This is a genomic window from Arenimonas maotaiensis (genome assembly GCF_014638745.1).
Classification (GTDB): domain Bacteria; phylum Pseudomonadota; class Gammaproteobacteria; order Xanthomonadales; family Xanthomonadaceae; genus Arenimonas; species Arenimonas maotaiensis.
Genome location: NZ_BMFO01000002.1, coordinates 330,537 through 352,623 on the forward strand (window position 1 = coordinate 330,537; position 22,087 = coordinate 352,623).

The following is a 22,087-nucleotide window of genomic DNA, read 5'->3' on the forward strand; positions in this document are numbered from 1 at the left end:
TCCTCACGGGTACCAGGACAGCTTGCCGGCATAGGCAAGGATCAGGAACAGAGTGTCGACGAAGCCGTGCGCCAGGATGACGACCCACAGGTTGCGGCGCACCGATAAAAAGACGGTGGCGAACGCCAGACCGAACGCGAAGGTGGCGATCAGCCCGGATAGGCCTTGGTACGCGTGCGGCGCCGCGAACAGCAGCGCGCTGACGAGGATGGCGGCCAGATTGCGCAACACGCTAGGCCGGCTGAAGCGTTCGACCATGCGGAACACATAGCCGCGGTAGAACAGCTCTTCCGCGACGGCGGCGCTGAGCCACATGCCGGCCAGATAGCGCAGCGTGGTCGGCGCGTTGCCGGCCAGGGCCGCGAAAGCGGAGTAATCGGTCGCTTCGCCGGTCAGGCGCACGATGGCGGGCTGGACCACGAAGTCCATCGCGGCCTCCAGCGCCAGCCAGACCAACAGGGCGTACCACAGGGTTCGCTTCGGCCAGGGAAAGTTCAAGCCGAGCGGCTTCAGGCTGCCGCATTCCATCCAGGTCACGGCCAATACCGCTGCGGCCACCAAGCCGCCCCGCCAAGGGAAGTGCGGCATGCCGGGCAGGTACCAGAGCGCCATCACCGCCGCGAAGGCGGCAAGGGAAACCGCCAGCGGCCACGGCCGGCGTGTTGCCATTACTTCGCGCTCCAGGTGTCGCGCAGGGTCACGCTGCGGTTGAACACCGGCGCGTCCGGACGGTGGTCGTGGCGGTCGGCGGTGAAGTAGCCGCTGCGTTCGAATTGGAAGCTCTGTTCCGGCGCGGCGGCGCAGGCCGCCGGCTCGAGCATGGCGCGCACCGTGCGGATTGAATCCGGATTCAGGTAATCGCGGTAGCTCTTGCCGTCCTCGTCGTTGTCCGGGTCGGCGACGGTGAACAGACGGTCGTACAGGCGCACCTCGGCCGGCACGCCGGCTTTGGCGCAGACCCAGTGGATGGTGCCTTTGACCTTGCGCTTGGCGCCTTCCATGCCCGGCCGCGAATCGAGGTCGAGCTGGCCGCGCAGTTCGCGCACCGTCTCGCCGTCCTTGATCACATCTACGCACTTGACGATGCCGACACCGCGCAGGCGCACTTCGCCGCCGGGAACCAGGCGGTGGAAATCCTTGACCGGCGTTTCCATGAAGTCCTCGCGCTCGATCCAGATCTCGCGGCTGAACGGCACCGTGCGTTTGCCGGCGGCCTCGTTTTTGGGATGGTTGCCGAACTCCAAGGTCTCGGCATGGCCCTCCGGCAGGTTCTCGATCACCAGCTTGACTGGGTCGAGCACCGCCATGCGGCGTTCGGCCTCGGCGTCGAGCACGTCGCGCACGCAGTTCTCCAGCACCGAGAAATCGATCACCGAGTTCTGCTTGCTGATGCCGATGCGGTCGGCGAACAGGCGCAGCGCCGCCGGCGGATAGCCGCGGCGGCGCAGGCCGGACAGGGTCGGCATGCGCGGGTCGTCCCAGCCGGCCACCAAGCCGTCGCTGACCAACGCCAGCAGCTTGCGCTTGCTCATCACCGTGTAGTTGATGTTCAGGCGCGAGAACTCGATCTGGCGCGGCTTGGCCACCGGCGTATCGAAGCCGGCCTCGACCAGCGGCTGCCACAGCTCCGGATGGTTCGGCAGGTCGACGTTATCCACGCACCAGTCGTACAGCGGCCGGTGGTCTTCGAACTCCAGCGTGCACAGCGAATGGGTGATGCCTTCCAGCGCGTCCGAGATGCAGTGCGCGTAGTCGTACATCGGGTAGATGGGCCAGGCGTCGCCGGTGTTCTGGTGCGCCACCTTGCGGATGCGGTACAGAGCCGGATCGCGCATGTTGATGTTGCCACTGGCCATGTCGATCTTGGCGCGCAGGGTGCGCGAGCCGTCGGCGAACTCGCCGGCGCGCATGCGCCGGAACAGGTCCAGGTTCTCGGCCACCGGGCGCTCGCGGTAGGGCGAGGGCCGGCCGGGCTGGGTCAGGGTGCCGCGGTATTCGCGCACTTCCTCGGCGCTCAGGTCGCAGACATAGGCCTTGCCGTCCTCGATCAGTTTGACGGCGCTGCGGTAGAACACCTCGAAGTAATCCGAGGCGTGGCGCAGCTCGTCCCATTCGAAGCCCAGCCAGCGCACGTCCTCCTGGATCGACTCGACGAACTCCATGTCCTCCTTGCTCGGGTTGGTGTCGTCGAAGCGCAGGTTGACCAGGCCGCCGAATTCGCGGCCGATGCCGAAGTTCAGGCAGATGCTCTTGGCATGACCGATGTGCAAGTAACCGTTCGGCTCCGGCGGGAAGCGGGTGCGGATGCGGCTGTGCTTGCCCGAGGCCAGGTCATCGCGGACGATCTGGCGGATGAAATCGTTCTTTTCGGGAGCGGGGTTCGGTTCGGGGGCGTTCATGCGCGCGTTCGATTGGTCGAAAACGCCCATTTTACCGGTTCAGGCCGCCTTTCGGGGTTTCATCTCGAACAGCGATTTCGGCAGACCGGCGATCTGTTCGCCGATGGCGGTCAGGAAGCCGGCGCGCACCGAGCTCTTGCGCCAGTACAGCGAGATCCGCCGGGTCGGTGCCGGGTCGCGGAACGGCATCAGCCGGATATGCGGCGATTCCGGTACCGGCGGCTGCACCGCCAGCATCGGCAACAGGGTGATGCCGACGCCGGCCGCCACCATCTGGCGCAAGGTCTCCAGGCTGGTGGCGCGGAAGCCTTCCTTCTCGCTGGCGCCGGACAGACCGCAGACCGCCAGCGCTTGGTCGCGCAGGCAGTGGCCGTCCTCCAGCAGCAGCAGATGCTGCTGTTCGAGTTCGCCCATGCCGAGCGTGCGTTGCCGGCTGAGCGGATGCTTCTCCGGCAAAGCGAGCACGAACGGTTCGGTGAACAGGTGCATCGAGTCGAAGTGCTCGTCGGCCACCGGCTCGGCCAGCACGGCGGCGTCGATCAAGCCGTTGCGCAGCTGCAGGATCAGGGTTTCGGTCTTTTCCTCGACCAGCAGCAGTTCCAGATGCGGGAAGCGTTGCCGGATCTTCGGCACCACGTGCGGCAACAGGTACGGCGCCAGCGTCGGGAAGATGCCCAGCCGCACCGACGCCGATTCCGGATCTTTGGTGTGGCGGGCGATTTCCTGCATCTGGCTGACGTGCGCCAAGGCTTGTCGCGCGTGCTCCAGGATCTGCTCGCCGGCCGGCGTCAGCAGCACGTTGCGCGGTGCGCGCTCGAACAGGGGCACGCCGAGCTCTTCTTCCAGCTTCTTCAATTGCGTCGACAGGGTCGGCTGGCTGACGAAGCAGGCTTCGGCGGCGCGCCCGAAGTGCCGGGTTTCGGCCAGGGCGATGAAGTAACGCAGGTCACGCAGGTTCATGTCGAGTCCTCGGGCGCGGCATTGGTGAGCCGAGTATATGTACAATCAGCGCCATGAATCAAATACTATTTTACGATTTATTAAGACTATTAAATGCATTCGAGTAAGCTATCAGCCATGATTGACATCGCCACCGCCCTGCGCCATGCCTGCCAGCCCGAAGCCGATGGTTTGGCGCGCGCGGATGCCGAGTTGCTGATGGCGCATGTGCTCGGCAAGCCGCGCACTTGGCTGTACGCCTTCGGCGACAGCGCCCTCACCGCCGCGCAGCAGGCGGCGTTCGAGGGCTTGGCGGCCCGCCGCGCAGCCGGCGAGCCGGTGGCCTATCTCACCGGGCGGCGCGGGTTCTGGACGCTGGATCTGCAGGTCACGCCCGATACCCTGATTCCGCGCCCGGAAACCGAGTTGCTGGTGGAGCTGGCGCTGGCGCGGCTGCCGCCGGATGCCGCCGCCGATGTGCTCGACCTGGGCACCGGTTCGGGCGCGGTCGCGCTAGCCATCGCCAGCGAGCGGCCATTGGTGCGGGTGACGGCGGTGGATGCTTCGCCCGGGGCTTTGGCGGTGGCGCGGGCCAACGCCGAAACGCATGGATTGCGTAACCTTGAATTCCGTCACGGCGATTGGTACGCGCCGGTGGCCGACGCCCGCTTCGCGCTCATCGCCAGCAATCCGCCCTATATCGAAACGACCGATCCGCACCTGGCGCAGGGCGATCTGCGTTTCGAACCGTATTCGGCGCTGGCTTCCGGCCGCGATGGCCTGGACGACCTCCGCGCGATCATCGCCGGTGCGCCGCGGCATCTGCTGCCCGGCGGTTGGTTATTGCTGGAACACGGCTGGCATCAGGGTGCGGCGGTGCGCGCGCTGTTGGCCGATGCGGGATTTGCGGAGATCAGCACCGAGCGCGATCTGGAACAACGTGACCGTGTGACAATGGGCCGGATGTCGTAGGGGCGAACTTGATGTTCGCCCCAGCTATTTACGGCCAGCGCGCCGCGATGGCGGCGCGGATGCCGGCTTGGTCGATGCCGGCTTCGGCCAATAGCTCTTCGCGGCTGGCGTGTTCCTGGTAGCGGTCGGGCAGGCCGAGCTGCAACAGGTCGGCGTCGATGCGGCGGGCGCGGAACCATTCGCTGACCGCGCTGCCGGCGCCGCCCATCACGGCATTGTCCTCGACGGTGACGAAACGGCCGTGGTCTTTCGCCAGTTCGGCCAGCAGGGTTTCATCCAGCGGCTTCACGAAGCGCATGTCCACCAGGGTGGCGTCCAGCTCCTCGGCCACCGGTTGCGCGGCCGCCAACGGGCTGCCGAAACACAGGATAGCGAGCCCTCGGCCCTGGCGCACGGTGCGCGCTTTGCCGATCTCGATGGTGGCCAGATCCTCGCCGGCCGCCACGCCGGTGCCCGAGCCGCGCGGATAGCGCACCGCCGCCGGACCGGGATGGCGGTAGCCGGTGCTCAGCATCAGCCGGCATTCGCGCTCGTCCGAGGGCGCCATGATGACCATGTTCGGGATGCAGCGCAGGAAGCTCAAGTCGAAGCTGCCGGCGTGCGTGGCACCGTCCGGGCCGACCAGCCCGGCGCGGTCGATGGCGAACAGCACATCCAGATTCTGCAAAGCCACGTCGTGGATCAGCTGGTCGTAGGCGCGTTGCAGGAAACTGGAGTAGATCGCCACCACCGGCTTGGCGCCTTCGCAGGCCAGGCCGGCGGCGAAGGTCACCGCGTGCTGTTCGGCGATGGCGGTGTCGAAATAGCGCAACGGGTATTCCTGCGAGAAGCGCACCAGCCCGGAGCCCTCGCGCATCGCCGGCGTGATGCCCATCAGCTTTTGGTCGGCGGCGGCCATGTCGCACAGCCAGTCGCCGAACACCGAGGTGTAGGTCGGCTTGCCCGGACCTTTCTTCTGCACGCCCACGTTCGGGTCGAACGGCGACACCGCGTGGTATTCGATCTGGTCACCCTCGGCGAGCTCGTAGCCCTTGCCCTTGGTGGTGATCACGTGCAGCAGTTGCGGGCCTTTCAGGGTCTTGGCGGTCTTCAGCGCCTGCAGCAGGGCCGGCAGGTCGTGGCCGTCGATCGGGCCGTTGTAGTGGAAGCCCATCTCCTCGAACAGGGTGGACGGCACGAACATGCCTTTCCAGTGCTCTTCCCAGCGGCGCACGAACTTGGCGGCCGGCTTGTTCTTGTCGCCCAGGATCTTCTTGCCGCCTTCGCGCACCGCGTTCAGCGTGCGGCTGGTCATCACCCGGCCGAGCATTTTGGTCAGGCCGCCGACGTTCTCCGAAATCGACATCTGGTTGTCGTTCAGGATGACCAGGAAATCCGGTTCCGGCTCCATGCCGCCGGCGTGGTTCAGGGCCTCGAACGCCATGCCGGCGGTCAACGCGCCGTCGCCGATGACGGCCACGAACTGCCGGCCGTCGCCGTCGCGCTGGGCCGCCACCGCCATGCCCAGCGCGGCCGAGATCGAGGTCGAGGAGTGCCCGACGCCGAAGGTGTCGTACGGGCTTTCCTCGCGGCGCGGGAACGGCGCCACGCCGTCTTTCTTCTTCACGGTGTGGATGGTTTCGGCGCGGCCGGTCAGGATCTTGTGCGGGTAGCACTGGTGACCGACGTCCCACACGAGGCGGTCGGCCGGGGTCTCGTACAGGTAATGCAGGGCCACGGTCAGCTCGACCACGCCCAGGCCGGCGCCGAAATGGCCGCCGACCTGGCTGACCGTTTCGATCAGGTAGGCGCGTAGCTCCTCGGCCACCTTCGGCAGCTCGCTCTCGGGCAGCTGGCGCAGCAGGTCGGGGGTCGGGATGCGGGAAAGCAGCGGGTAACGTTCGCGGTCCATCGGATTCGGCTCAAAGGCAAGCCGATATTGTCTTTGACTTGCGGGTTCAGGGCAAGGCGGACCTTCGTCCGTGGCCGCTAACTCATTGAATGGCGAATGCGCCGCCGCGCGGATGTTTCGGCAGATGCTGCCTCAGGAAGGCCATCTGGTCGGCCAGGATGTTGCGGTTGGACAGGATCAGGTGCTCGACCCAGCTCGGCCGGTACGGCACCGCCAACAGCGGCATGCCGGCCTGTTGCGGCGTACGGCCGCCTTTCTTGGAATTGCAGCGGAAGCAGGCGCTGACCACGTTCTCCCAGACGTCGCGGCCGCCCTGCGACACCGGATGCACGTGGTCGCGGGTCAGCACGTGGCGCGAGCATTCCTTGCCGCAGTACAGGCAGAGCTGTTTGTCGCGGGCGAACAGGGCGGTGTTGGTCAGCGCCGGCGAGGGCAGGTGGCTGCGGGCATGGGCGTGGCCGCGCGCCGCCACGATCGGATGCAGTTCCAGCAGGCTCTGTTCGCCGGTCAGCCGGTTGCGGCCGCCGTGGATGGTCAGGCAGGGTTCGCCCAAGGTCCAGGACACCGCGTCGCGCGCGTACAGGCAGGCGGCGTCCTGCCAATGCATCCAATTCAGGATATGGCCGTGCGCGTCCAAGCACAGCACGCGCGGCATGCGGGAATCGTCAGGGGGTAGTCGGCCTGCCGGGGGGCTGATCGTCCCGGCGCCCACTGCGGCCGTTTGTGCCGTGGGCGAATCCATGCATCCGAGCATACCGCAACTTTCCCCAAGCGCAAGGGGGGATGCGCTAAACTTCTTCCGTCACGCCCGAAGGATTTCCGCATGCGCACGCTTTACCCCGATATCGAGCCGTACCGCACCGGCATGCTGGCGGTCGACGACCGCCATACCCTGTACTTCGAGGAGTCCGGCAATCCCGAGGGTAAGCCGGTGGTGGTCCTGCATGGCGGTCCCGGCGCCGGCACCAACGCCAAGATGCGCCAGTTCCACGACCCGGCGGCCTACCGCATCATCCTGTTCGACCAGCGCGGCTCCGGACATTCCACGCCGCACGCCGACCTGGTCGACAACACCACCTGGGACCTGGTCGCCGATATCGAAAAACTGCGCGCGCATCTGGGTATCCCGCGCTGGCAGGTGTTCGGCGGCAGCTGGGGTTCCACACTGGCCTTGGCCTATGCCGAAACCCATCCCGAGCGCGTCTCCGAACTGGTGCTGCGCGGCATCTTCATGCTGCGCCGTTGGGAACTGCAGTGGTTCTACCAGTCCGGCGCGCACCGCCTGTTCCCGGAAGCCTGGCAGGCCTACCGCGACCACATCCCGGAAGCCGAGCGCGGCGATTTCATCGCCGCCTACCACGCCCGGTTGATCTCGGACGACGAACAGGTGCGCCTGGCCGCCGCCCGAACCTGGTCGGTGTGGGAAGGCGCGACCAGCACGTTGGTGCCGGAGCCGGCCTCGATCGACACCTTCGAGGACCCGCATTTCGCGCTCAGCTTCGCGCGCATCGAGAACCACTATTTCGTCAACAAGGGCTTCTTCGAAGTCGACGACCAGCTGTTGCGCGACGCCCACCGCATCCGGCATATCCCCGGCGTGATCGTGCACGGCCGCTACGATGTGGTCTGCCCGGTGCAGAACGCCTGGGATCTCCATCAGGTCTGGCCGGAAGCGCGCCTGGTGATCACCCCGCAGTCCGGGCATTCGGCGTTCGAGGCCGAAAACGCCGCGGCCCTGGTGGCCGCCACCGACGCGTTCCGGGGTTGATCGATGCCGGCTGCGTGGCTGTATCTCATCGCCCTGCTGATCGTCGTCGACGCCGCGTTGTTCCTGCGCAACTGGTACCGGATGGTCGATGCCGCGCGCCGTAGCGGCAATCCGTTCCTGGAAAGCGTGGCGCGCCAGCGGCTGCTCGGCCGTCCGTCGCTGGCCTACCGCTCGCTCCGGCAGGAAGGCGCCGAGTGGCAGGCGCTGCAACTGGCGCTCCACAGCCCGGGAATGGTGGGCTACCACGCGCAGGCCATCCGCCTCGGTTTCCGCTTCAGCGTCGTGCTCGAAATCCTTGCGTTGGCGGCGATGCTCGCTGCGATCGTCTCGCCCTTATTGGGCCGCTGAGCCGTCCGGGTTGCGGTCGAGCAGCCACAGGCCGGCCCACAGCTTGGGGTCCATGTCGTAGCCTTCGGCGATTTTTCCCGCCAACCAGCGCGGCACATCCGGCACCGGCACTTCGTGCACGGTGATGTCTTCGGTCTCGTCGCCGCCGCCGGCGTGCACGCGGGTCAGCCCGCTGGCGCGGGCGAAGGCGATCAGTTCGTTGCTCATGCCGGCCGAGCTGGGGCCGACCATCAGTACTTCGACCTTGTCCGCCCGCCAACCGGTTTCTTCCAGCAACTCGCGCCGGGCGGCCAGCTCGAAGGTGTCGTCCGCGTCTTGGTCGCCGACCAGACCGGCCGGCATCTCGATGGTGGGTTTGCCCAGCGGCACCCGGAACTGCTCGACGAACAGCATCTTGTCTTCCGGCGTGCGGGCTATGATGATCACCGCCGAGCCGCCTTTGGCGCGTTCGGCGTATTCCCAATTGCCTTTCACCCGCATGCGCAGGTACTGGCCTTCGTATACGGTCTTGGCGTCGTCGTGTCCGGTCATGGCTCGATTATAGGGACAACAGGCGCCGGCGGGTAAGCGGCCCCAGGCGCAGCCGTTCGGCCAAGGCCTGCAGGCCGTCGCCGTCGGAGGTCTGCCGGACGCCCAAGGCGGGTTCCTGCGGCAGCGGCACGTCGCAGCGGATGGTGGCCAGTTTACGGCTCAGCAGCGCCATCTCGCGGTGTTCATGCAGCGTCCGGGCGTGTATCGCGGCCGAGCGCAGACGCAGATAGGGCAGTTCTTCCAGCCGGTCGAGCAGCGCATCCAGGCTGCCGAAGTGGCCGAGCAGGGTAGCCGCGGTCTTCGGGCCGATGCCGGGCACGCCCGGGATGTTGTCCACCGCGTCGCCGGTCAGGCCCAGGTAGTCGGCCAGCTGGTGCGCGTGCACGCCGTGCTTGGCTTTCACGCCCGGCAGCCGCCAACGCACGTTCTTGGCGTAGTCCCATTGCTCGTCGTGTTCGCCGAGCAGCTGCGACAGGTCCTTGTCGGCCGACAGGATCAGGCTGGGACGTCCCTCGGCGCGCGCCTGCGTCAGCGCGCTGCCGATCAGGTCGTCGGCTTCGAAGTAGCCGTCGGCCAGCACCTGGAAGCCGAGCGCGCGGCAAAGGCGCTTGCAGTAGTCGAATTGGACCTTGAGCTCTTCCGGCGCCGGGTCGCGGTTGGCCTTGTAGGCCGGATACAGTTCGTTGCGGAAATTGCTGTCCAGCGATTCGTCGAAGGCGAACACGATCCGCTCGGGTTTCTCGCGTTCGATGAGTTCGCACAGGAAGCGGGTGAAGCCCTGAACCGCGTTGGTCGGGTTCTGGTCGACGTCGAAGAATTCCTTGGGCATCGAGAACCAGGCCCGGAACACGTACATGCTGGAATCCACCAGGTACAGCGGGTTCATGGCGCGGCGACGCTCAACAGGTCGGCGGGGTCCGGGCGTTCGCGTTCGGGCGGGGTTTCGGTGCGGGTGCCGATATGGATGTAGCCGAGCAGCAATTCGTGTTCGGCCAGGCCGACCGCCGCCAGCACTTCGCGGTCGTAGGCGGCGAAGCCGGTCAGCCATTGCGCGCCGAAGCCGGCCTGGTGCGCCGCGTGCAGCAGGTTCATGCACACCGCGCCGCCGGACAGCGTCTGCTCGATTTCCGGGACCTTGTGGCCTTTCACCGGCGCGAGCACCACCGCCACGATGCAGGGCGCGTAGGCGAAGCGGGTGCGCTCCTTGTCCAGCCGCGCCGGCGAGGCCTCGGGCAGGCTTTCGCGCACGCGCCGGTACAGCACCTCGCCGATGCGGTCGCGGGCCGCACCCTCGATCAGGATGAAGCGCCACGGCCGCAGGCGGCCGTGGTCGGGCACATGCACCGCCTCGGCCAGCAACCGGAGCAGGCCGGCGCGGTCCGGGCCGGGCGCGGTCAGGTGCTTGCTGGGGGTGGAAATGCGGGAGATCAGGGGAGGCGGAGTCGGCATGTCGCCAGTTTAGCATCCGGCCGGGGCGCGCTCGCTTGCCGTGCGCTGCATCACGCTTTATTTGTGCGGCCTGCGTTATGATTCGTTACAATAAGCCATCGTGCAGGGAGTGGGGCTTTGATCGACGAATCGGGAAATCTGATGCCAGCGGCGCCTTTCCCGGGCCATGATGCGGTGTACGCGTCGGTCCAGTCGGCTAGCCGTAGCCTGCTCGACCGGGTCATGGCCAACGCCGTCGCGGCCACCGATACCTTCCTGTACGACATCTGCCAACAGGACCAGTCCGGCATCGGTTCGCCGAATCTGGAGAACCTGCGGCTGTTCCGTTCCGTGTCCCAGGCCATCGAGCACCAGTATTCGCGTGCCTTGGATTCCGGCTTCGCGGCTTTCCGCCGCAAGCTCAAATCCGGCGACGCGCCTGCCGTCGACCTCAGCCTGGTCGACATGGACGACATCGACGACGTCGTCAACGCCGAGCTGGTGACCGAGGCCGTGATGCGCTCGTCCGGCGACGTCATCAATGCCACCGCCCAGCGTTTCTGCGCACTGCTCGGCCTGCCGTCGGCGGAGAAGGCGTCCTCGCCGCTGTCCGAACGCAAGCTGGCCGAATACCTGCGCGGCGCTCTGGTGGGCGTGCAGTTGCCGACCAAAATCCGTTTCATGCTGTTCCGCAACTACGAATCCGCCCTGATTGCGGCGCTCTCGTCCCTGTTGGAAGAGGCCAACGAGCCGATGGTCAAGGCCGGCGTACTGCCGCATCTGGCCACCCCGCGTCCCACGCGCCGTGCCGAGCCGCCGAAACCGGAAGCGCCGGCCGTGGCGGCCGAACAGCGCGCGCACAGCGAGCGCGCCGCCGTGCCGCCGGAGGCGGCCGCCAGCACGCAGCGTCAGCGCGAACTCGGTGAATTGTCCGACCTGCCCATCGGTTCCGCCGAACAGGCGCTGTTCCTGGAAATCTGTGATTACCTGCACAACTGGCGTCCGCAGCACGAGCGCGCGGCCGCCGCCCACGCCGGCGGCTTTGCCGCGGCCGGCGGTTCCGCCCCCGCTCCCGGCTCGCGCCACCGGTTGAGCAAAAACGAAACCATCGCGCTGCTGTCCTCGATGCAACGTCTGTTGCCGGAGGCGGTGAGTTCGGCGATGTCGGCCAGCGACGCGTCGCTGTCGTCCAGCCTGAAGGACGCCATGCTCGGCAACACCCGCAAGATCGGCTTGGCTCCGGATGCGGTCGAAATCGACCGTGAGGACGAGGATGCGGTCGACCTGGTCGGCATGCTGTTCGACGTGTTGATCACCGAACGCGACTTCCGCGAGGAGGCGCGCCAACTGATGTCCCGCCTGGTGGTGCCGTACGCCAAGGCCGCGGTGCTCGATCGCCGCCTGTTCCTGACCAAGGCGCACCCGGCACGCCGCCTGCTCAACGCCTTGGCCGAAGCCATCGAAGGCAATCAAGGCGACGGTCCGCAGGAGCGCGAACTGCTCGGCAAGGCCGAAGCCACGGTCGATAGCCTGGTGGCCGGCTTCAACGAGGACATCGCCATCTTCGAGACCCTCGAGCAGGAGATGCGCGCCTACCTCGACCAGCACCGCCGACGCGTCGACATGGCCGAGAAGCGAGCCAAGGAAGCCCAGCGCGGCCAGGAACGCCTGGAAAACGCACGCATGCTCGCCGCCCGCGAACTGGAAGCGCGTACCGGCACCGCCGAGTTGCCGTCGGTGATCCAGGACTTCTTCTCCCGGTACTGGACCCATCACCTGTCGATGATCATCCTGCGCGAAGGCGAGGATAGCGCGGCATGGGGCGTCGCGCTGAAACTGGCGGACGACCTGATTTCGGTGCTCGGCTGGCAGCCGCCGGAGGCCCGCGTCGCCGCCGTGCAGCAGCTGCGTCTCGGCATCGAGACGGTGCTGTCCAGTTCCGGGGTATTGTCCGATTCCTCATCGGCATTGATCCAGAAGATCGCCGAAAGCGCCGCCCATTACCAGGCGCCCGCGAAATCCGCCGAGCAGCCGGCGACAACCGCGCACAGCGCCGCCAGCGCCGGCCTGCACATGGCCTTCGACAAATCGGCGTTGGATTTCGATCCGCGCGACGTGGAGTACTTCAAGAACCTTCCGGTCGGCGCCTGGTTGCAGATGGCGGTCGGCAACGGCGGCTTCGCGCCCATCAAACTGGCGTGGATCAGCCCGATTTCGGCCCGTCTGATGTTCGTCAACCGACGCGGCGTGCGGGTGCTGGTGGTGTCGGTCGAGGAACTGGCCGAGATGAAGAAGCACGGCAAGCTGATCGTGCACGCCGAAGAGAACGTCTTCGAGCAGACGCTGGACCGCGTCCTGCACCGCCTGAAGGCCGATTTCAGCTGACAGCTGACGGCCACCCCCGGCGTCCGGTAGGATAAGCCGATGCCAAGGCAGGGGACGCCGCCGTCATGATCACCGTCGCAACCATCCGGGAGCAGTCCGAGGGCGAACGCCGCGTGGCGTTGACGCCGGAGACCTGCCGCAAACTCGCCGCCAAGGGCGTTACCGTGCTGCTGGAGTCCGGCGCCGGCCGCGTCGCCGGCTTCGAGGATGCCGAATACGGCGATGCCCGAATCGAAGCCGACCGCGCCACGGTGTTGGCCCAGGCCGATGTGCTGTTGTGCGTGCAGGCGCCGGTACCGGCCGATTTGCAGTCCCTGAAACCCGGATCTGTCGTGATCGGCGCCTTGGCGCCGCACCGCAACGGCAACCTGTCGCCGATCTACGGCGAGCGCCGGCTGTCGGCGTTCGCGTTGGAGAAGCTGCCGCGCACCACGCGCGCGCAGGCCATGGATATCCTGAGCTCGCAGGCCGGCATGGCCGGCTACAAGGCGGTATTGATCGCGGCCCAGCGCGCGCCGCGCTTCTTCCCGATGCTGACCACCGCCGCCGGCACCATCCGGCCCTCGAAAGTGCTGGTGATCGGCGCCGGCGTGGCCGGCCTGCAGGCCATCGCCACCGCCAAGCGGCTGGGCGCACAGGTCGAGGGCTTCGACGTGCGGCCCGAGACCCGCGAGCAGATCGAATCGCTCGGCGGCCGTTTCCTCGATTTGGGCGTCAGCGCCGCCGGCGAGGGCGGCTACGCCCGCCCCCTGACCGACGACGAGCGCGCCCTGCAGCAACAGCGTCTGGCCGAGCATCTCAAGGGTGTCGACGTCATCGTCGCCACCGCCGCCGTGCCCGGCCGGCCGGCGCCGAAGATCATCACCACCGCGATGGTCGCGGGCATGCGACGCGGCAGCGTCATCGTCGACCTGGCCGCCGAATCCGGCGGCAACTGCGAACTCACCCTGCCCGGCGAAGATGTCGAACGCGACGGCGTCACGGTCGTCGGCCCGCTGAACCTGGCCAGCATGGGCGCCCTGCACGCCAGCGAGATGTATGCCCGCAACCTGTTCAATTTCCTCGGCCTGATGCTCGCCGACGGCGGCGCGCTGCGCATTCCGTTCGACGACGAGCTGGTGGCCGGCACCTGCATCGCCCACGAGGGCGCCGAATCGGCGCCGGGAGCCTGAGATGGACGGATTCCTCTACCTGTATGTGTTCCTGCTGGCCGCGTTCACCGGTTACGAGATCATCGGCCGCGTGCCGGTGATTCTGCATACGCCGCTGATGTCGGGTTCCAATTTCGTGCACGGTATCGTCCTGGTCGGCGCCATGGTGGTGCTGGGCCATGCCGACACCACCGCGGAGAAGGTCATCGGCTTCCTGGCGGTACTGATGGGCGCCGGCAACGCCGCCGGCGGCTATGTGGTGACCGAACGCATGCTGGAGATGTTCAAGCCCTCGAACAAGGATGGCGGCGCATGAGCTGGCTTCCGGTGCTGGTGAAGGCCTGCTACTTCGCGGCCGCGCTGCTGTTCATCCTCGGCATCAAGCGCATGGCCTCGCCACTGACCGCGCGCAGCGGTATCCAGTGGGCCGGTGCCGGCATGCTGCTGGCCACCGCCGCCACGTTCGCCTTGCCGGGCCTGCATAATCTCGGCCTGATCGCGTTGGCGCTGCTGCTGGGCACGGCCGTGGCCTGGATTTCCGGCAAGCGCGTGGCGATGACCGACATGCCGCAGATGGTGGCGCTGTATAACGGCCTCGGCGGCGGTTCGGCCGCGGCCATTGGCGCCGTCGAACTGTTGGCGTTCAGCGCCGCCGGAGCCGCTCCGTCGCAGACTGCTCTGGTGCTGGCTGTGGTCGGCGCGTTGATCGGTTCTGTTTCGCTGACCGGTTCGGTCATCGCCTGGGCCAAGCTCGATGGCCGGCTCGACCGGCGTTTCGTGTTCCCGGGCCAGCAGGCGTTCAACGCGTTGCTGTTCCTGGCCGCCGTCGCGCTCGGTGCGGCGACCGTACTTTGGTTGCAGCCGCCGTTGATCGTCGGCTTCTTCCTGACGGCCTTGACGGTCGGTGTGTTGATGACGCTGCCGATCGGCGGTGCCGACATGCCGGTGGTGATTTCGCTGTACAACGCCTTGACCGGCCTGGCGGTGGCGTTCGAGGGCTATGTGCTGGGCAACGAGGCCCTGATCATCGCCGGCATGGTGGTCGGCGCGGCCGGCACCATGCTGACCCAGCTGATGGCCAAGGCGATGAACCGTTCCATCGCCAGTGTGCTGTTCGGCAGTTTCGGGCAGCAGGGCGAGGCCGCCGAGATCAGCGGCGCGCAGAAACCGATCGAGGCCGCCGATGTGGCCGCGATGATGGCCTATGCCGAGCGGGTGGTGATCGTGCCCGGCTACGGCATGGCGGTGGCGCAGGCCCAGCACAAGGTCTGGGAGCTCGCCCAACTGCTGCTCAAGCGCGGCGTCAAGGTCAAGTTCGCCATCCATCCGGTGGCCGGCCGCATGCCCGGCCACATGAACGTGCTGTTGGCCGAGGCCGGCGTGCCGTACGACCTGATCGCCGACATGGACGACGTCAATCCGGAATTCACGGTCACCGACGTGTCGCTGGTGATCGGCGCCAACGATGTGGTCAATCCGGTCGCCAAGACCGATCCGGCCTCGCCGATCTTCGGCATGCCGATCCTGGACGTGGTCGATTCGAAGAACACCGTGGTCATCAAGCGCGGCAAGGGCACAGGCTTCGCCGGCATCGAGAACGCGCTGTTCTACGCCGACAACACCCGCATGCTGTACGGCGACGGCGCCAAAGCGGTGGCGGAACTGGTGGCCGAGATCAAGGCGATCGACGGCGGACACTGAGCCGGCCGGCGTCGGCCAGCAGATAGGCCAGTGGCGGTGATGCCGCCAGCAAGATCCATTCCTGCGGCGCCAACCGCAACTGCAACAGCTGGGCGAACAGGCCGGAACCCATCTGGTGGATGCTGTCACGGAAGTCGAACCCGCCGGCCTGCGATACGCTCAAGGCGGTGATCAGCCACAGGCTGGCGACGGCGCAGGCGACCGTGGCCAGCGGCGCGACCCAGGCCGGACTGCGGCGCTCGGGGTGGCGGGTCCAGCGTTCCAGAAGCGCGATGTCGGCCGCCGCCACCAGACCGAACCAGGCCAGCGCATCCTGCAGCCGCAGGGACAGCGTGAACCAGACCGCCATCATCGCCAGGCCGGCCAACAGGCTGATGAACACGGGCTTGAACAGGGCATCGCGGGGCGTTGACACGGCGTCAGGCGGATTCCAGTAAACTAACGTCCAGTTTAACCCGTTTACAGGCCTTCCGTGTCGTACTCCCGTACCAGTGAACCCGTGAAATTCGAGCGTGATTGCGACGCCGTGCTGGTGCCGCAGGGCGACAAGGTCAGTCTGCCGGCGGGCACCATCGGCTACATCACCCAGGCGCTCGGCGGCTCGTTCACCGTGTTCGTGGAAGGCAACCTGTTCCGCATCGCCGGCGAGAACGCCGACGCCATCGGCAAAAGCGCGCCGCAACCGCTCGAGCTGGCCGATACCGAAGACGACGCGGCGGTGGAAAAACTGGTCTGGGACCAGCTGCGCACCTGCTTCGATCCCGAAATCCCGATCAACGTGGTCGAACTCGGCTTGATTTACGACTGCCAGATCGAGCGGTTGGACGACGGCCGGCGCAAGGTCAACATCCAGATGACGTTGACCGCGCCGGCTTGCGGTATGGGCGAGGTGCTGGTCGACGACGTACGCAACAAGGTCGAGCGCGTACCGACCGTGGCCGAGGCCGATGTCGACCTGGTGTTCGATCCGCCCTGGGGCCGGCACATGATGAGCGAAGCGGCGCAGTTGGAAACCGGCATGCTGTGATACCCTCGATGGACCTTTTCCATCGAACCGATCACGCATGAAAAAATCCGCCGCTTCCGTCCTTCTGCTCGGCCTCGCCGGCATCCTGTCCGCGCCATGCGCCCTGGCCGCCAAAACCTCCGATGCGCAGGTCCGCGAAGCCACCGAGCTGCTGGCCCGGCTGGTCGGTACGCCGACGGTGGCCGGCCGCGGCCAGGTTCCGGTACTGGCCGATGCCCTGGCCAAGCGTCTGGTGGCCGGCGGCTTCGCCGCCGAAGACGTGCAGGTGGTGCCGATGGGCGAGACGGCCTACCTGACCGCGCGCTACCGCGGCACCGGCGCCAAACGCCCGATGCTGATTTCCAACCATATGGACGTGGTCGAGGCGCGGCGTGAGGACTGGAAGCGCGATCCGTTCGTGCTGGCCACCGCCGACGGCTACCACTTCGGCCGCGGCGTTTCCGACAACAAGTTCGACATCGCGATGGTGGTGGAGACCCTGCTGCGGCTGAAGCGGGAAGGTTTCACGCCGTCGCGCGACATCATCCTGGTGTTCTCAGGCGATGAAGAGACCGCGATGAAGACCACCGCCGCGTTGGCCGAGCTGTATCCGGACGCCGAGTTCCTGATCAACGGCGATGGCGGCGGCGGTACATTGGATTCCGGCCACAAGCCGCTGACCTACAGCCTGCAGACCGCCGAGAAGAGCTACGCCAGCTACACCCTGACCGTGACTAACGCCGGCGGCCACAGCTCGCGGCCGCGGCCCGACAACGCCATCTACCAGCTGGCCGACGCGCTGAAGCGCCTGCAGGCCTACGCCTTTCCGGTGATGCACACCGAGACCACGCGCGGCTTCTTCGATTTCACCGGCAAACAGCGCGGCGACGCCCTCGGCGCGGCCATGCGCCGCTTCGCCGCCGATTCGGCGGACGCCGCCGCCATCGCCGAGATCTCCTCGGATCCGGGCTACAACGCCAATCTGCGCACCACCTGCGTGGCCACGCTGTTGCAGGGCGGCCACGCCGAGAACGCGCTGCCGCAGAAAGCGGTGGCCACGGTCAATTGCCGCATCTTCCCCGGCGTGTCGGTCGAGTCGGTGCGCGCCACCTTGGCCGCGGTCGTCGCCGATCCGGCGGTGACGGTGGCCGTGGTCGACGAGCCGTTCTCCAGCGACGCCTCGCCGTTGCGCGAGGACGTGCAACGCGCCGTGCGCAAGGCGGTCGATGCCAACTTCCCGGGGCTTGCGGTGGTGCCCGAGATGTCCAACGGCGCGACCGACAGCCAGTATTTCCGCGCCGCCGGCATTCCCAGCTACGGCGCCTCGGGCCTGTACATGCGCGACGAGGACGGCTACGCGCACGGCCTCGACGAGCGCGTACCGGTCAGCGCCGTGCCGCGCGGCCTGAAGCATTGGCATGCGCTGCTGACCGAACTGGCGAAGTGAAACGGAAACGGGCGGCCTGCGCCGCCCGTCCGGAACGCGCTGCCGACTGCTTCAGTCGGCGGCTTCGAAGCGGTTGGCCGAGACGTTCTTCTTGACCTTGGCCGGATCCCAGATGCGGCCGTTCATCGCGATGTAGACGCCCGGCGGCAGGCACTGCACGGCGCCGACGGCGGTGCCGATGTTGAATTCGGCGTCCGAACCGCGGAAGCTGGCGGGATTCAGCGCGCCGGTCAGCACCATGGTCTTGCCGGGGATTTCCGCCAGCACCTTGGCGGTCTCCACCATGGTGTCGGTGCCGTGGGTGATCAGCACGTGGTTTTCGTCGCGGGCCTCGATCGCCGCCTTCAGAGCCGCACGGTCGGCGGCGTCGATGTGCAGGCTGTCCTTGCGCATCACCGACACCACAGTGAACGGGATCACCACCCCGAGTTCCTTGAGGATGCGGCCGATCTGCGGCTCGCCGACCTGGTAATCGGACTTGTCGTCGAAGTAGATCTTGTCGATGGTGCCGCCGGTGGTGAGGATCAGTAGCGAGTTCATGCGGGTTTCCGAAGCGAGACCGGCATTTTACCCTTTTCCCGCACCGAACCGGCTGAACAGCTTGGCCCGCAGGCCATCCCAGTTGCCGCTGAAGATGATCCACAGCGCCAGCGCCAGCTCGACCAGCGCCAGCGGCCACAGTTCCGGTGTGGTCCACAGTTCGGTGATGGCGTGGCAGAAATACAGCAGCGACGCCACGCCGGCCCAGAACACCGCCGACGGCCGGCGGAATGTGGCCAACAACGCGGCCGGCAGCATCGGGGCGACCGCCAAGCCGGCGGCCACGGCCGGCGGGAACACCTCGGATGGCGCCAGGCGCAGCTGCCACAGCAGCTGCCAGGCCAGCATGCCGACCACCCCGAGCAGGGCGTAACGCTTCGACAGGCTCATGCCGCCAGTTTCCGGGCGATGACGGCGACGCGCGCGCCCAAGGCGCGGGCCAGCTCGGTTTCGTCTTCGCTGAACGGGGCTTTGGAATCGGCGCCGCTGACATGGCTGGCGCCATACGGCGTGCCGCCGGTACGGGTGTCGGTCAGACGCGCTTCGGTGAATGGAATGCCGACCAGCACGCAGCCGTGGTGCAGCAGCGGCAACAGCATGCTGAGCAGGGTCGACTCCTGGCCGCCGTGCTGGGTCGAGGTGCTGGTGAACACCGCCGCCGGTTTGCCGGCCAACGCGCCGCTGGCCCACTCGGCGCCGGTGCTGTCCAGGAAATACTTCATCGGCGCGGCCATGTTGCCGAAGCGGGTCGGGCTGCCGAGCACGATGCCCGCGCACTCGGCCAGGTCGCGTTTGCTCACGTACGGCGCGCCCTCGTCCGGCACCGCCGGGGCCGAGGCCTCGTGGTTGGGCGACACCGGCGGCACCGTGCGCAGGCGCGCCACGCAGCCGGCCTGCTCGATGCCGCGCGCGATGTGGTTGGCGAGCTTCTCGACCGAGCCGTTGCGGCTGTAGTACAGGACCAGGATTTCCGTCATCGGGGCGCCTTGCGTTTGGTTGCTATACTTTAGCAATGCACCGGCTGAAAACAAAGCTGCTCGAGGGGCCGCATGCCGAAACCGTCGACCGGCTCGGCAATTTCGGCCGCTATCTGCTGCGGCGCTTCATCGATGACCGCTGCTTCGAAGCCGCCGGTTCGCTGTCCTACACCAGCGTGCTGGCCGCCGTGCCGTTCGCGGCGGTGGTGTTCGCGGCGCTGTCGGCGTTCCCGATCTTCGACCAATGGACCCAGCAGGCGGCCGACTTCGTGTTCGCCAATTTCGTGCCGGAGGTCGCCCGCAACCTGGAAAACGCGCTGCGCGAATTCGCCGGCAGCGCGCGCGGCTTGCCGGCCAAGGGCATCCTGGCGCTCGCGCTGTCGGTCGGATTGACCATGTGGAGCGTGGAGAAGGCCTTCAACCGCATCTGGCGGGTGCCGTCACCGAAGCCGAAGCTGCTGCGCTTCCTGGTGTATTGGGGTCTGCTGACGCTCGGCTCGCTGCTGGTGGTGGCGCTGATGGCGCTCAACTCGGCGCTCAGCGTGTACGTCAATCTGGCCGACTACGCGCCCTCGTTCCTGGATGGGCTCGGTCTGCTGCTGGCGCCGTTGCTGCTGGAATTCACCGCCTTCACCGTCGCGTATTGGCTGATTCCGCACCGCGACGTACCGCTGCGCTACGCGGCGGCCGGCGGCGCGGTGGCGCTGCTACTGTTCGAATCGCTGAAGTGGCTGTTCGGCGTGTATTTGGGTTCGGTCTCGTTCGAGCGGATTTACGGCGCCATGGCCTTGGTGCCGATCACCCTGGTCTGGCTGTATTCGGCCTGGGTGGTGATCTTGCTCGGCGCCACCATCGCCGCCACGCTGTCCTCGTTCCGCTACCGTCCGAAGCATGTCCGCCAGGCACGCGGCATCGACCTGTATTGGGTGCTGCGCGTGCTGGCGCGTCTGGAGGAGGCCGCTCGGCGCGATGCGCGTCCGTCCTTCGACGAACTGGCGGTGCTGGAGCCGCACATCGCCGAGCCGATGCTGCGCGGCTATCTGGCCGGCTTGGCGCGCATCGGCCTGGTGCAGTGCGACAACCACAACCACTGGTGGCTGGCCGCGCCGTTGTGCGATTTCCGGCTGAAGGACCTGCATGAGGGGCTTGGCCTGCGGGTGCCTGCCGGCGAAGCGGAGCTGCCTTCACGGGGCGACCACATCGACGACCGGGTATTGCCTATAATCGCGGTACTGCGCGGCGCCCTGGCGGCCCCGTTGCAACGCCCCCTGTCCGCCTGTCTTGAAGAACCCGCGCCATGACCCTCCGACCGATCTCCCTGTTGTTGCTGTTGGCTCTGGCCGGTTGCGGCGCCGAGCAGTCCAGTGCGCCTGCCGCGCCGCCGGTCGAGCGCGCGGCCGCCAAGCCGGCGTCTTCGAAGCAGATGCCGGCCTTGACGGTCGAAACCTTCCAGGGCGGCACCTTCAATCTGGCCGACCACCGCGGCAAATGGGTTGTGGTCAATTTCTGGGCCACCTGGTGCGCGCCGTGCCTGAAGGAAATCCCCGACTTCAACGCCTTCGCCAAGTCGCGCCCGGACGTGCAGTTCATCGGCTTGGCCTACGAGGAGATCGAACGCGCCGACATGGAAGCGTTCCTGAAGGACCATCCGATCGACTACCCGTTCGCCATCCTCGACGTCTACAACCCGCCGGCCGATTTCGACACCCCGCGCGGACTGCCGATGACCGTGCTGGTCGCGCCGGACGGCAAGGTCGCCAAGACCTTCCTCGGTCCGGTCACATCGGCCGACCTGGCCGCCGCCATCGACGGCGGCGCCTCTGCCGTTCAGTAATAGGGTTTGATGGGTTTCGGCGCCACCGTGTAGCGCTCCTTCGCCGGTTTCCCCCGTAGCGGCTCGAAATGCGGACGCTCGTCCGGCGTGCGGGCGTCCGGAAAGCGCTCGATGAAATCGCGGATCAGGTTCAGACGCCCCAGCTTCTGGTTGTTGAAGTCGACCACGGTCCACGGCGCCTTGCGGGTGTGGCTGGTTTTGAACATGGCCTCGCGGGCCGCGGTGTATTCGGCGTATTTCCCGCGCGACTGCAGATCGACCGGCGACAGCTTCCATTGTTTGAGCGGGTCTTCGAAGCGCTCGCGGAAGCGCTCCTCCTGCTTGTCCTGGTCCACCGCCAGCCAGTACTTGAACAGCAGGATGCCGTCGTCGACCAGCAGCTGCTCCAGTAGCGGGACCTGTTTCAGGAAGGCCTTGTACTCCTTGTCGGTGCAGAAGCCCATCACCTTCTCGACCCCTGCCCGGTTGTACCAGCTGCGGTCGAAGAACACGAATTCGCCGGCCGCCGGCAGATGCGCCAGATAGCGCTGAAAGTACCACTGCGAGGCCTCGGTCGCGCTCGGCTTGCCGAGCGCCACGCTCCGGCACCAGCGGCTGTTCATGTGGGCCTTGATCGCCGCGATGACGCCGCCTTTGCCGGCGGTGTCGCGGCCTTCGACCAACACCAGCACGCGCTTGCCGTGCTGCTGCACCCAGCGCGCGATACGGTTGAGCTCGACCTGGAGCTTCTGCAGCTCGGCCTCGTACTCGGACTTGCTGATTTTGGGCAC

The 22,087-nt window shown here is 67.0% G+C and carries 24 protein-coding genes; 11 read left to right on the top strand and 13 right to left on the bottom strand.

Annotated features, from left to right (window positions below; genetic code table 11):
- Nucleotides 1-3 precede the first annotated feature (3 nt).
- From IEV56_RS05525 to IEV56_RS05535, 3 genes are read right to left on the bottom strand one after another with little or no spacing between them, the layout of a single operon-like run.
- On the bottom strand, nt 4-669 hold the full coding sequence (locus IEV56_RS05525) for a CPBP family intramembrane glutamic endopeptidase (RefSeq protein ID WP_188448601.1): 666 nt from the start codon (nt 667-669) through the stop codon (nt 4-6).
- Nucleotides 669-2,399, bottom strand: coding sequence for a glutamine--tRNA ligase/YqeY domain fusion protein (locus IEV56_RS05530; protein ID WP_188448603.1), 1,731 nt, complete (start codon nt 2,397-2,399; stop codon nt 669-671). The genes IEV56_RS05525 and IEV56_RS05530 overlap by 1 nt, the downstream gene beginning before the upstream one ends.
- 39 nt (nt 2,400-2,438) lie before the next feature.
- Nucleotides 2,439-3,359, bottom strand: a complete 921-nt coding sequence (locus IEV56_RS05535; protein WP_188448605.1) for a LysR substrate-binding domain-containing protein — start codon at nt 3,357-3,359, stop codon at nt 2,439-2,441.
- Nucleotides 3,360-3,476: 117 nt separating this feature from the next.
- On the opposite strand from IEV56_RS05535, the gene prmC reads away from it, so the two are divergent.
- On the top strand, nt 3,477-4,310 hold the full coding sequence (gene prmC, locus IEV56_RS05540) for a peptide chain release factor N(5)-glutamine methyltransferase (RefSeq protein ID WP_188448607.1): 834 nt from the start codon (nt 3,477-3,479) through the stop codon (nt 4,308-4,310).
- Nucleotides 4,311-4,338: 28 nt separating this feature from the next.
- Here prmC and dxs read toward each other — a convergent pair whose 3' ends face one another.
- On the bottom strand, nt 4,339-6,201 hold the full coding sequence (gene dxs, locus IEV56_RS05545) for a 1-deoxy-D-xylulose-5-phosphate synthase (RefSeq protein WP_188448609.1): 1,863 nt from the start codon (nt 6,199-6,201) through the stop codon (nt 4,339-4,341).
- 82 nt (nt 6,202-6,283) lie between these two features.
- Nucleotides 6,284-6,856: an HNH endonuclease gene (locus IEV56_RS05550; protein ID WP_188448611.1), complete on the bottom strand. Its 573-nt coding sequence runs from the start codon at nt 6,854-6,856 to the stop codon at nt 6,284-6,286.
- A gap of 168 nt (nt 6,857-7,024) precedes the next feature.
- On the opposite strand from IEV56_RS05550, the gene pip reads away from it, so the two are divergent.
- Both pip and IEV56_RS05560 read left to right on the top strand, forming a co-directional pair.
- Entirely contained in the window at nt 7,025-7,969 is a 945-nt protein-coding gene (pip, locus tag IEV56_RS05555; RefSeq protein ID WP_188448613.1) for a prolyl aminopeptidase, read from the top strand.
- Nucleotides 7,970-7,972: 3 nt separating this feature from the next.
- The gene (locus IEV56_RS05560) at nt 7,973-8,317 is read left to right on the top strand and encodes a hypothetical protein (protein WP_188448616.1); all 345 of its coding nucleotides are present in this window, start codon (nt 7,973-7,975) and stop codon (nt 8,315-8,317) included.
- On the opposite strand, the gene IEV56_RS05565 is transcribed toward IEV56_RS05560, so the two are convergent.
- Genes IEV56_RS05565 through IEV56_RS10600 form a run of 3 tightly spaced genes read right to left on the bottom strand, consistent with a single transcriptional unit; the run spans nt 8,303 to nt 10,297 of the window.
- Nucleotides 8,303-8,848 carry an NUDIX hydrolase gene (locus IEV56_RS05565; protein ID WP_188448618.1) on the bottom strand — a complete coding sequence of 182 codons (546 nt, stop codon included), beginning with the start codon at nt 8,846-8,848 and terminating at the stop codon, nt 8,303-8,305. The genes IEV56_RS05560 and IEV56_RS05565 overlap by 15 nt on opposite strands.
- Before the next feature lie 7 nt (nt 8,849-8,855).
- Nucleotides 8,856-9,734, bottom strand: a complete 879-nt coding sequence (locus IEV56_RS05570; RefSeq protein WP_229730192.1) for a 5'-3' exonuclease — start codon at nt 9,732-9,734, stop codon at nt 8,856-8,858.
- Nucleotides 9,731-10,297 (bottom strand): nitroreductase family protein, encoded by a 567-nt coding sequence (locus IEV56_RS10600; RefSeq protein WP_229730193.1) that lies wholly within the window; start codon nt 10,295-10,297, stop codon nt 9,731-9,733. Before IEV56_RS10600 ends, IEV56_RS05570 begins: the two co-directional genes overlap by 4 nt.
- A gap of 141 nt (nt 10,298-10,438) precedes the next feature.
- Between IEV56_RS10600 and IEV56_RS05575 the strand changes: the two genes are divergently transcribed.
- The 4 genes from IEV56_RS05575 to IEV56_RS05590 all read left to right on the top strand — a co-directional run bounded on the left by IEV56_RS05575 (nt 10,439) and on the right by IEV56_RS05590 (nt 15,513).
- Entirely contained in the window at nt 10,439-12,661 is a 2,223-nt protein-coding gene (locus IEV56_RS05575; RefSeq protein WP_188448622.1) for a DUF1631 family protein, read from the top strand.
- A gap of 65 nt (nt 12,662-12,726) precedes the next feature.
- Nucleotides 12,727-13,833 carry an NAD(P) transhydrogenase subunit alpha gene (locus tag IEV56_RS05580; protein ID WP_188448624.1) on the top strand — a complete coding sequence of 369 codons (1,107 nt, stop codon included), beginning with the start codon at nt 12,727-12,729 and terminating at the stop codon, nt 13,831-13,833.
- Between the two features lies 1 nt (nt 13,834).
- Nucleotides 13,835-14,128, top strand: a complete 294-nt coding sequence (locus IEV56_RS05585; protein ID WP_188448626.1) for an NAD(P) transhydrogenase subunit alpha part 2 — start codon at nt 13,835-13,837, stop codon at nt 14,126-14,128.
- On the top strand, nt 14,125-15,513 hold the full coding sequence (locus IEV56_RS05590; protein WP_188448628.1) for an NAD(P)(+) transhydrogenase (Re/Si-specific) subunit beta: 1,389 nt from the start codon (nt 14,125-14,127) through the stop codon (nt 15,511-15,513). Before IEV56_RS05585 ends, IEV56_RS05590 begins: the two co-directional genes overlap by 4 nt.
- Here IEV56_RS05590 and IEV56_RS05595 read toward each other — a convergent pair.
- Nucleotides 15,488-15,928 (bottom strand): hypothetical protein, encoded by a 441-nt coding sequence (locus IEV56_RS05595; RefSeq protein ID WP_188448630.1) that lies wholly within the window; start codon nt 15,926-15,928, stop codon nt 15,488-15,490. The genes IEV56_RS05590 and IEV56_RS05595 overlap by 26 nt on opposite strands.
- Before the next feature lie 57 nt (nt 15,929-15,985).
- Between IEV56_RS05595 and sufT the strand changes: the two genes are divergently transcribed.
- The gene (sufT, locus tag IEV56_RS05600; RefSeq protein ID WP_188448632.1) at nt 15,986-16,540 is read left to right on the top strand and encodes a putative Fe-S cluster assembly protein SufT; all 555 of its coding nucleotides are present in this window, start codon (nt 15,986-15,988) and stop codon (nt 16,538-16,540) included.
- Between the two features lie 37 nt (nt 16,541-16,577).
- Complete coding sequence (locus IEV56_RS05605) at nt 16,578-17,966, top strand: M20/M25/M40 family metallo-hydrolase (RefSeq protein WP_188448635.1); 1,389 nt, start codon at nt 16,578-16,580, stop codon at nt 17,964-17,966.
- 51 nt (nt 17,967-18,017) lie between these two features.
- Here IEV56_RS05605 and IEV56_RS05610 read toward each other — a convergent pair whose 3' ends face one another.
- From IEV56_RS05610 to wrbA, 3 genes are read right to left on the bottom strand one after another with little or no spacing between them, the layout of a single operon-like run.
- Nucleotides 18,018-18,506 carry an asparaginase domain-containing protein gene (locus IEV56_RS05610; protein ID WP_188448637.1) on the bottom strand — a complete coding sequence of 163 codons (489 nt, stop codon included), beginning with the start codon at nt 18,504-18,506 and terminating at the stop codon, nt 18,018-18,020.
- 27 nt (nt 18,507-18,533) lie between these two features.
- Entirely contained in the window at nt 18,534-18,896 is a 363-nt protein-coding gene (locus IEV56_RS05615) for a DUF2069 domain-containing protein (protein ID WP_188448639.1), read from the bottom strand.
- On the bottom strand, nt 18,893-19,483 hold the full coding sequence (gene wrbA / locus IEV56_RS05620; protein ID WP_188448641.1) for an NAD(P)H:quinone oxidoreductase: 591 nt from the start codon (nt 19,481-19,483) through the stop codon (nt 18,893-18,895). Before wrbA ends, IEV56_RS05615 begins: the two co-directional genes overlap by 4 nt.
- 35 nt (nt 19,484-19,518) lie before the next feature.
- Here wrbA and IEV56_RS05625 point away from each other — a divergent pair, with 35 nt between their 5' ends.
- Nucleotides 19,519-20,784, top strand: a complete 1,266-nt coding sequence (locus tag IEV56_RS05625) for a YihY family inner membrane protein (RefSeq protein WP_188448643.1) — start codon at nt 19,519-19,521, stop codon at nt 20,782-20,784.
- Nucleotides 20,781-21,317, top strand: coding sequence for a TlpA family protein disulfide reductase (locus IEV56_RS05630; protein ID WP_188448645.1), 537 nt, complete (start codon nt 20,781-20,783; stop codon nt 21,315-21,317). The genes IEV56_RS05625 and IEV56_RS05630 overlap by 4 nt, the downstream gene beginning before the upstream one ends.
- On the opposite strand, the gene ppk2 is transcribed toward IEV56_RS05630, so the two are convergent.
- Nucleotides 21,311-22,087: a polyphosphate kinase 2 gene (ppk2, locus tag IEV56_RS05635; RefSeq protein WP_188448647.1), complete on the bottom strand. Its 777-nt coding sequence runs from the start codon at nt 22,085-22,087 to the stop codon at nt 21,311-21,313. The two genes, IEV56_RS05630 and ppk2, sit on opposite strands and share 7 nt — an antisense overlap.